Source organism: Sphingopyxis sp., from assembly GCF_016463645.1.
GTDB lineage: Bacteria > Pseudomonadota > Alphaproteobacteria > Sphingomonadales > Sphingomonadaceae > Sphingopyxis.
This window is the reverse complement of record NZ_JAEMQX010000154.1, coordinates 1-7830: the sequence shown is the minus strand read 5'-3', so window position 1 is coordinate 7830 and position 7830 is coordinate 1. Positions and strand designations below refer to the sequence as shown.

Here is a 7830-nt window from a genome sequence, read left to right as displayed (position 1 = left end):
GGATGGAAGAACGGACCTTTCAGCGCCGCTTCAAGGGCGCGACGGGTATGACCCCGGTCGAATATGTCCAGCATCTGCGTGTCGGCAAGGCGCGCGAGCTGCTCGAATTCACGAAGCGCACGGTAGACCAGATCGCGTGGTCGGTTGGATATGAGGATGCCGCGGCGTTCCGCAAATTGTTCCACCGCCTGATCGGCCTGTCGCCGAACGAATATCGGCAGCGTTTTTCGACGCCGCAGTCGCTGGCGGAGGTCGCCTGAAATTTTTTTCGTACCCGTGTCGATTTGACGGTGGCCCGTTCGTCGTCCGGGTACGAGCCGTTGTTGGCCCGATCGAAGGAGATGGAAAATGCGTGTGATGGTTTTCGTGAAAGCGACCGAAGATAGCGAAAAGGGCCTGCCTCCGACCGAGGACATGACCGAAATGTTCGAGGCGATGGGCAAGTTCAATGAGGAACTGGTGAATGCCGGCGTGATGGTCGACGGCGACGGGCTGAAGCCCTCGTCGGCGGGCAAGCGCATCGCCTTCGACGGCGCGAGCCGCACCGTGATCGACGGACCGTTCGCCGAGACGCGCGAGCTGGTCGCGGGTTATTGGGTGTGGGAGGTCAAGGATATGGACGAGGCGGTCGCCTGGGCGAAGCGCTGCCCCAATCCGATGCCGGGACCGAGCGAACTCGAAATCCGGCCTTTCTATGAAATGGAAGATTTCGGCGAAGCGGTGACCCCCGAGATCGCCGAGCGCGAACAGCGGCTGCGCGAAAAGCTCGGCGGCGAATAAGCGATATCCACCGCCATGCTTGCCTCTCCGGCTTCCTTGCCCGAGAAGGCAGGCATGGCGAAGGACGAGATCCGAGACCCGACCAACAGGGCAATCGAAGCGGTATTCCGGATCGAGCGGGCGCGGCTGATCGCGACGCTCGCACGGATGACGCGCGACGTCGACCGGGCCGAGGAACTGGCGCAGGAAGCGCTGCTGATAGCGCTTACCGAATGGCCGAAGAGCGGCGTGCCCGACAGGCCCGGCGCCTGGCTGACCGCCGCGGCGAAGCGACGCCTGATCGACGGTGTCCGGCATGAGGCGATGCGGACGCGCAAGCAGGCCGAAATCGCCCGCGAACTCGACGAGGAACCGGATATGGGCGTGGAAGCCGTCGAGGCGGCGCTCGACGATCCGCTGGGCGACGAGCTGCTCGGCCTGATCTTTGCCGCCTGTCATCCCGTGATTGCGCACGAGGCGCGTGCCGCGCTGACGCTGCGCCTGGTCGGCGGGCTGACCGTCGAAGAAATCGCGCGCGCCTTTCTGTCGAACGAGGCGACAATCGCGGCCCGCATCACGCGGGCGAAAAAGGCGATCGCGAAGGCCGGGGTCGCATTTGAAGTGCCGCGCGGTGCCGAGCTTCAGGCGCGGTTGGCGTCGGTGCTCGAGGTCGTCTATCTGATCTTCAACGAGGGCTATGCCGCTACGGCGGGCCCCTCGCTCGTCCGTCCGCCGCTTTGCGCCGAGGCGCAGCGGCTGGCGCGCATCCTGGCGGGGCTGATGCCCGAGCAGCCCGAAGTGCTGGGATTGCTCGCGCTGGTCGAGATTCAGGCGTCGCGGCTGGCGGCGCGCGCCGGGCCCGACGGGCGCTTCGTGCCGCTGACCGAGCAGAATCGCGCCCGCTGGGACCAGCTCCTGATCCGCCGTGGGCAAAACGCGCTCGCGCGCGCCGGGGCGCTCGGCGGAGCTGACGGGCCCTACGCGTTACAGGCGGCACTTGCGGCGTGCCATGCGCGGGCGCGCTCGGCCGACGAAACCGACTGGGCCCGTATTGCCGCGCTCTACGATCGGCTGGGAGACGTGATGCCGTCGCCGGTCGTCGAACTCAACCGCGCGGTCGCGCATAGCATGGCCTTCGGCCCCGAGGCGGGGCTGCGGCTGGTCGACGCGATCGCCGACGCCGCGATGCTGCGCAACTACGCCCCGCTGCCTGCGGCTCGCGGCGATTTCCTGTTCCGCGCCGGGCGGCATGAGGAAGCCAGGGCGCAATTTGAAGCGGCGGCGGCGCTCTCCGGCAACGAGCGCGAGCGCGACTTTCTGCTCGGTCGCGCGGCGGCGTGCGCGGTATGACGCGCGCCCGGGTCGAGCGCATCGGCACCGAAGCACAGCCGCTCGCCATCCTCGACGATTTCGCGCCCGACCCCGATGCGCTGCGCCGCCACGCCGCCGCGTCTGATTTCGCGCCGGCGCTGCATCACTACCCCGGCGTTCGCGCGAGCCTCCCGGTCGATTATCTGGAAACCCAGCTTCCGGTCATCGCCGCGGTGGCGGCCGAAGTCTTTGGCCGTACCGGGCCCGTGACCGTCGTCGATGCGAGCCTTTCGATCGTATCGACGCGCGCCGACGCGCTTACCGTCGCCCAGCGCCTGCCTCATATCGATGCCTTTACCGCCGACCGCATCGCGCTCGTCCATTATCTGTCGCCCCAGGGCGGTGACGGCACCGCTTTCTATCGCCACCGGGCGACGGGATTCGAGATCGTCGACGAAGCGCGCCGCGACCTCTTTTTCCGCCATCTCGATACCGAAATCCGCCATGGGGGGCCGCCTCCGCCCGGATATATATTCGGCGACACGCCGCTGTTCGAACGCGTCCATGCCGCGCCAGCGCGGTACAACCGCGCTCTCCTTTATCGCAGCTGGAACCTGCACAGCGGCGCCATTTCACCGACCAATCCGCTATCGGCCGATCCGGTCGAGGGGCGACTGACGGTGACCGCTTTCCTTTCGATCGGCTGACAGGCGCCCGCCGCTGATTTCGGCCGGCTTCGGCGGCTACGCCCGGTATTCGGGCGCTGCACCCTTTGCGGAGACAATCTTCATGTGAAGTTTTGCAGGATCGCGGCTCGGGCGGCCGCCAAGTCGTTTGTCGATTCAAAACCGTCGCCGGTCGAAGGGCTCACGGTCGATACCAGCCGGTATGGCAATGATAATATATATATTTTCGAGCAGCCGGACCGTCCCCGACTGCCCGATTCCATGCCCGAATCGATCAGGAGGCGCATCGGTAAACATCTGTTCCGCCCCGGAGGTGGTCATGGCCAGCAGGCCGTCGGGACCGCCCCTTCGTTTCCCCCACCGAAGGCTCTCCCCCAATGAAATTCCCCCAGCCATATTCCGGCAGTTCCGACGACGGCGAATGCGACTGCCTGCCCCGCCCCGAAACACCGGCCGAGGTGCCGGTCCTCGACACCTTCGTCCTCCGCTATCAGGATGCCTGGTTCGGGATGGAGAAGCGCGTAGCGTTCGAGGCTGCGGATGTCGCGGCGGCGCTGGCAATGATGGAGCGCGAGCCGATCGGGGCGTGGGCCGAACTGACGCGCGAGGGCGAAATCATCTGCCGCCGCGGGTTCGAGCCGGGGGGCGCGGCCGACTATTGGGTCGTCGACTAGGGCGAAGCAGGGCGGACGAGACCGCCCGCCCGCTTTTCGTTATCGGGGCGTCAGAAGGTCTCGCCCACCATCTCCTCGCTCTTTGCCCACAGCGCCCTGGCATTGTCGGGGTCGATCGCATAGGCGCGGACCCCGGCGCGCAGGCCATCGCCTTCGGCAAGCTCGGCGACGTGGCAATCCTCGAGATAGCGTCCGCCGATCTCGGCCGGATCGGCGACCGTGGCGGCCCAGACCGAGGTCGCGGCACCCTGCGGGATCGACTTGAACTCGAACTCCTCGCCGCCGGTCGCGCGCGCCGTGGCATTGATCTGTTCGAGCAGCGCCTCGAGCGCGCCTTCGTCGAGGTGGCGGCCGAGTTCGGTGTGGATGCCGCCCGGGTGGAGTGCGGCGGCGCGGATTCCGCGGTCCTTGTGGCGCCGGTCGAATTCGACCGCGAAGAGGATGTTTGCGGTCTTGGCACGGCCATATGCGATCCACGGATCATAATCGCCGCGGTCGAAGTTCGGATCCTCGAGATCGATGTTCGAGAAGCGGTGTCCCGACGAGGCGAGGCTGACGAGGCGACCGCCGTCCTTGATCAGCGAGGCGATGCGATTGACGAAGGTGAAGTGGCCCAAATGATTGGTACCGAACTGCGTTTCGAATCCGTCTTCGGTCTTGCCGAAGGGCGCTGCCATCACGCCGGCATTGGTGATGACGACATCGAATTTGCGGCCGTCGGCGACGAGCTCGTCTGTGGCGGCGCGGACGCTGGCAAGCGAAGCGAGATCGAGCCGGATCAGTTCTAAGCTGCCGCCGCCGGCTTTTGCGGCGCTGCGGACTGCGGCGGTCGCGCCTTCGGCCTTGGCGAGATCGCGCGCCGCGCCGACGACATCGGCGCCGTGCGCGGCAAGCGCGCGGGCGGTCTCGACGCCGAGCCCGGCCGAGACGCCGGTGACGAGGAAGCGCTTGCCCGAAAGATCGACGCCCGAAAGCACGTCGTCGGTGGTCGATTTCGTATTGAACTGGGTCATGGAAAACTCCTTGGTTGGGGCAGGGCGGAGGGGATTGCCCTGACCCAGTCAACATAGGCGCTGTGCCCGCGGCTTCGCTGCCCGATCATGGCATCCGCTTGCCTGATCCTCTCAAAGCGATGGGGGCGGGGGAGCCGTCCCTTGCGCGCGGGCGCGCGCCGTCCGATGTTGGGGGCATGCAAGGCCGGCTCGACTCGATATGCCAACAAGTGCTGCGGCACGCGGTTTCTCCTTATTATGAGACGCCGGTGCCGCGGCTTGTGGTTGCGACGCAATGCGCGCCGACGAGCGGGATCGCGACCGTCTATGAGCCCATCACCTGCCTGATCCTGCAAGGGACGAAGCAGGTCGTGATCGGCGACCAGGTGCTGCGATATGATGCGTCGAGCTATTTCGTCGCCTCGCTCGACCTGCCCGCGGTCGGCCGGGTGGTGGAGGCAACCCCCGACAAGCCCTATGTCGCGGCGGCGCTGCGCATCGACCGCACCATACTCGCCGACCTGATCGCGAGCATGGACCCCGCGGCGATCGGGCATGTCCCGCCGGGCGACCTCGCGGGCTTCGCGGTCGCATCGGTGACCGAGGAGCTGGTCGAGGCGTGGGCGGGGCTGCTGGGACTGCTCGACCGGCCGGGGGATGTTGCGATGCTGGCGCCGATGCGCGAGCGCGAAATCCTCTACCGCCTGCTGCAGGGGCCGCTCGGCGGGCAGCTCTGCGCGATTGCGCAGGAGGACAGCCGGCTGTCGCGGGTGCGGCGCGCGATCCTGTGGATGCACGATCATTTCGACACACTGCTGCCGACGGCCAAGCTGGCCGGGATTGCGGGGATGAGCGTCGCCTCCTTCCATCGGCATTTCAAGGCAGCGACCGCGATGAGCCCGCTGCAGTTCCAGAAGACACTGCGCCTGCACGCGGCGCGGCGCCTGCTCGCGGGCGGCAGCGAGGCGAGCCGTGCTGCCTATTCGGTCGGATATGAAAGCGCGTCGCAGTTCAGCCGCGAATATACCCGCGCCTTCGGCCTGCCGCCGTCGCGCGATGCCGAACGGCTGCGCGGGACGGCGATGACGATCGCCGCCGCCTGAGGTCAGGCGGGAACGAGCGGCTTGCCCATGCGGATCAGCGGTACCGCGACACCGTCGGGCCCGGGGGCCTCGATGCGCTCGACCGGTTCATAGCCGCAGGCGCGGTAGAGCGGTTCGCCCGAGAGCGTCGCCATCATCTCGGCGCGGCGGAAGCCCGCGGCGCGCGCCGCATCCTCGCAGAGCGCCATGACGAGCCGCCCGACGCCGCGACGGGCGAAATCGGGGTGGGTGTACATGGCGCGGATGCGCGCGGCGTCGGTGGCGGGGTCGAGCGGCGCGGGGTCGCGCAGATCGGTGCTGTGGTCGCCGCCATAGAGCGTCGCGCGGTGCGACCAGCCGCCGCAGCCCGCGATCCGGACGCCGCCGTCGGCGCCTTCCGCCTCGACAATGAAATAGGTGCCGTCGGCGATCAGCTGGGTATCGAGGCCCATGACCGCGTTGCTCGCGGCGATCTGTCCGGGCGAGAGGAAGCCTTTCTGCAGCTCGGCGATGGCGAGCGCCATCACGGCGCGGAGCGTTTCGAGGTCGGCGGGGGTGGCGATACGGTGGGTGAACATGACCCGGCCATGGCGCGTGCCCGGTGCCCGCGTCAACCGTGCGCGGCCGCCGCGGCGGCCGCGTCCTTTTCGGCGCGCAGTTTTTCGGTGTGGAGCAGCTTGTCGGCCATCGCCTGCCACGCCGCGGCGGCGCGGAGGTTGCGGTCGCGGACCTGCGTCAGCGCCGAGGCCTCGGCCTCGGCGGTGCATTTTTCGGCCTGCGCGACATAGAATTCGATGGTGGCCGACATGGCTGCTTCCTTGGATGTTGGGGTCGATCAATCGACCATATCGGCGATCAGGCGCCGGAGCTCGCGGCGCGAGAGCGTCGGACGGCGGCGGCGCGGCGGGTTCGCCGTCATCGCCTTGCCGGCCAGCGACAGCGCGGGCAGAGCGGGGAAAATCGGATTGTTGTCATTGAACATAGTCATCATCTTTATCTTTGATCTTGCGTATTTTACTGTTGGAAGCCGGCGCGGATCGCCGGCCTCTTCGTTCAGAGCCCGCGCCGTTTGCGCTGGCTGGGGGGAACCGGCCCGGCCCCGCGTTCGCGGTAGACGAGGCGGCCCTTGCTGAGGTCATAGGGCGTCATCTCGACGCGCACGGCGTCGCCGACGACCGACCGGATGCGGAAACGCCGCATCCGGCCCGCCGTATAGACGATCACCCGATGACCGTTTTCGAGGACGACGCCGAAGCGCCCGTCGGGCAGGATCTCGTCGATCTGCCCCTCGAAGGTCATGAGTTCCTCTTTAGCCAAGGTCAGGAGCCAATAATCAGGCCTGCTGGAGGTTGATAGCCGAGACCTTGCCGTTCTGGCCGCGTTCGAGTTCGTACGAGACGCGCTGATCCTTGTTCAGCGTGTCCATGCCGGCGGCCTGGACCGCGGTGATGTGGACGAAGCTGTCGCCCGAGCCGTCTTCATTCTCGATGAAGCCGTAACCCTTGTCGGTGTTGAAGAATTTTACGGTGCCGATGGCCATGAGGTGTTTCCTTTCACGAGAAACGGGAATCCACCGGCAAAAGCACCGGCGGAGCTGGTAGCGTGTGAAGGGAAGATAGTGCCCCGGAAGGCCGTCAATTTCCGTCGCATGCGACGTTAGCCCTGCCCATATGGGCGATTGTCCGCAAAAAGTCAAGGTCGCGCCAAATTGTCGCAAAATTGCGCGGCGCCGGTGCGGCGGATTTTTCCGCGGCTGCGCGCCCGGAATTGCTATCGGAATGCACCTCATTATTTTCCGCAAATGCACCGATAAAGTGCAATTATTTCGGTCTCCGATCCTTATCGTTGCGGCGGGCGATGGAAGCGATAGCGGTCGACTTCGCCGTCGATGATGCTGCCCGCGAGCCGCCGGCGTATTTCGTCGGCACCCTCGCGGGTCATGCAGACAAGCCGCGTGCCGCCCGATTTCAGCGGCTCGATCGCGCTGACGCCGATGCGCGCGGAGCGGCAGATCGCGATCAGCTCGCTTTCGGCGAGGCTGAGGTTGATCGCGCGGTTCATGCGTCGTTCGCGGCGCGCGCGCGGATCGCGTCGGCGACGCGGGCGAAACCCTCGACGCTGGCGGTCGCGAGCGCGAGCGGGCGGCCGCCGAGTTCGGTATCCTCGCTATTGAGGAAGGCGATCGCCGGATCGCGCCCGCCCATGCTGAGGAAGGCGAGCTGGCTGATGTCGCCCTGACGCCGTGCCTCCTCGGGCGAGAGCGGGCTGCGCTGCTTGCGGAAGGCAAAGCCCGCACGCGCGCGGCCCGGGGCGGGCGCGTGCGGGC

13 protein-coding genes and 1 pseudogene are annotated in these 7830 nt (G+C 67.0%); 6 read left to right on the top strand and 8 right to left on the bottom strand.

The features are described 5' to 3' along the window. From JHC57_RS19780 to JHC57_RS19760, 5 genes and pseudogenes are all read left to right on the top strand, one after another. Nucleotides 1-260, top strand: a 260-nt coding sequence (locus JHC57_RS19780) for a helix-turn-helix domain-containing protein (RefSeq protein ID WP_294032308.1), incomplete at its 5' end; no start/stop codon positions are given. An 88-nt stretch (nt 261-348) separates the two neighbouring features. Next, nucleotides 349-699, top strand: a pseudogene (locus tag JHC57_RS19775) (YciI family protein); the annotation flags it as partial. Nucleotides 700-834: 135 nt separating this feature from the next. Beyond that, the gene (locus JHC57_RS19770; protein WP_294032307.1) at nt 835-2109 is read left to right on the top strand and encodes a DUF6596 domain-containing protein; all 1275 of its coding nucleotides are present in this window, start codon (nt 835-837) and stop codon (nt 2107-2109) included. Beyond that, nucleotides 2106-2777: a DUF6445 family protein gene (locus JHC57_RS19765; RefSeq protein ID WP_294032306.1), complete on the top strand. Its 672-nt coding sequence runs from the start codon at nt 2106-2108 to the stop codon at nt 2775-2777. The genes JHC57_RS19770 and JHC57_RS19765 overlap by 4 nt, the downstream gene beginning before the upstream one ends. 356 nt (nt 2778-3133) lie before the next feature. Further along, nucleotides 3134-3430, top strand: coding sequence for a hypothetical protein (locus tag JHC57_RS19760; RefSeq protein ID WP_294032304.1), 297 nt, complete (start codon nt 3134-3136; stop codon nt 3428-3430). Nucleotides 3431-3480: 50 nt separating this feature from the next. On the opposite strand, the gene JHC57_RS19755 is transcribed toward JHC57_RS19760, so the two are convergent. Continuing rightward, nucleotides 3481-4443, bottom strand: a complete 963-nt coding sequence (locus tag JHC57_RS19755; protein ID WP_294032303.1) for an SDR family NAD(P)-dependent oxidoreductase — start codon at nt 4441-4443, stop codon at nt 3481-3483. A gap of 248 nt (nt 4444-4691) precedes the next feature. Between JHC57_RS19755 and JHC57_RS19750 the strand changes: the two genes are divergently transcribed. Further along, entirely contained in the window at nt 4692-5525 is an 834-nt protein-coding gene (locus JHC57_RS19750; RefSeq protein WP_294032301.1) for an AraC family transcriptional regulator, read from the top strand. A 2-nt stretch (nt 5526-5527) separates the two neighbouring features. Here the strand turns inward: JHC57_RS19750 and JHC57_RS19745 are convergent, their stop codons facing one another. From JHC57_RS19745 to JHC57_RS19715, 7 genes are all read right to left on the bottom strand, one after another. Further along, nucleotides 5528-6082, bottom strand: a complete 555-nt coding sequence (locus JHC57_RS19745) for a GNAT family N-acetyltransferase (RefSeq protein ID WP_294032299.1) — start codon at nt 6080-6082, stop codon at nt 5528-5530. Between the two features lie 32 nt (nt 6083-6114). Next, complete coding sequence (locus tag JHC57_RS19740) at nt 6115-6312, bottom strand: hypothetical protein (RefSeq protein ID WP_294032297.1); 198 nt, start codon at nt 6310-6312, stop codon at nt 6115-6117. Nucleotides 6313-6339: 27 nt separating this feature from the next. After that, complete coding sequence (locus tag JHC57_RS19735; protein WP_294032295.1) at nt 6340-6492, bottom strand: hypothetical protein; 153 nt, start codon at nt 6490-6492, stop codon at nt 6340-6342. Between the two features lie 65 nt (nt 6493-6557). Further along, the gene (infA, locus tag JHC57_RS19730) at nt 6558-6821 is read right to left on the bottom strand and encodes a translation initiation factor IF-1 (RefSeq protein ID WP_294032293.1); all 264 of its coding nucleotides are present in this window, start codon (nt 6819-6821) and stop codon (nt 6558-6560) included. A 16-nt stretch (nt 6822-6837) separates the two neighbouring features. Then, nucleotides 6838-7044: a cold-shock protein gene (locus JHC57_RS19725; protein WP_294032291.1), complete on the bottom strand. Its 207-nt coding sequence runs from the start codon at nt 7042-7044 to the stop codon at nt 6838-6840. A gap of 299 nt (nt 7045-7343) precedes the next feature. Further along, nucleotides 7344-7565 (bottom strand): hypothetical protein, encoded by a 222-nt coding sequence (locus tag JHC57_RS19720; RefSeq protein ID WP_294032289.1) that lies wholly within the window; start codon nt 7563-7565, stop codon nt 7344-7346. Next, on the bottom strand, nt 7562-7830 hold a 269-nt coding region (locus JHC57_RS19715; protein WP_294032288.1), incomplete at its 5' end, for a DUF2384 domain-containing protein. The genes JHC57_RS19720 and JHC57_RS19715, both read right to left, overlap by 4 nt.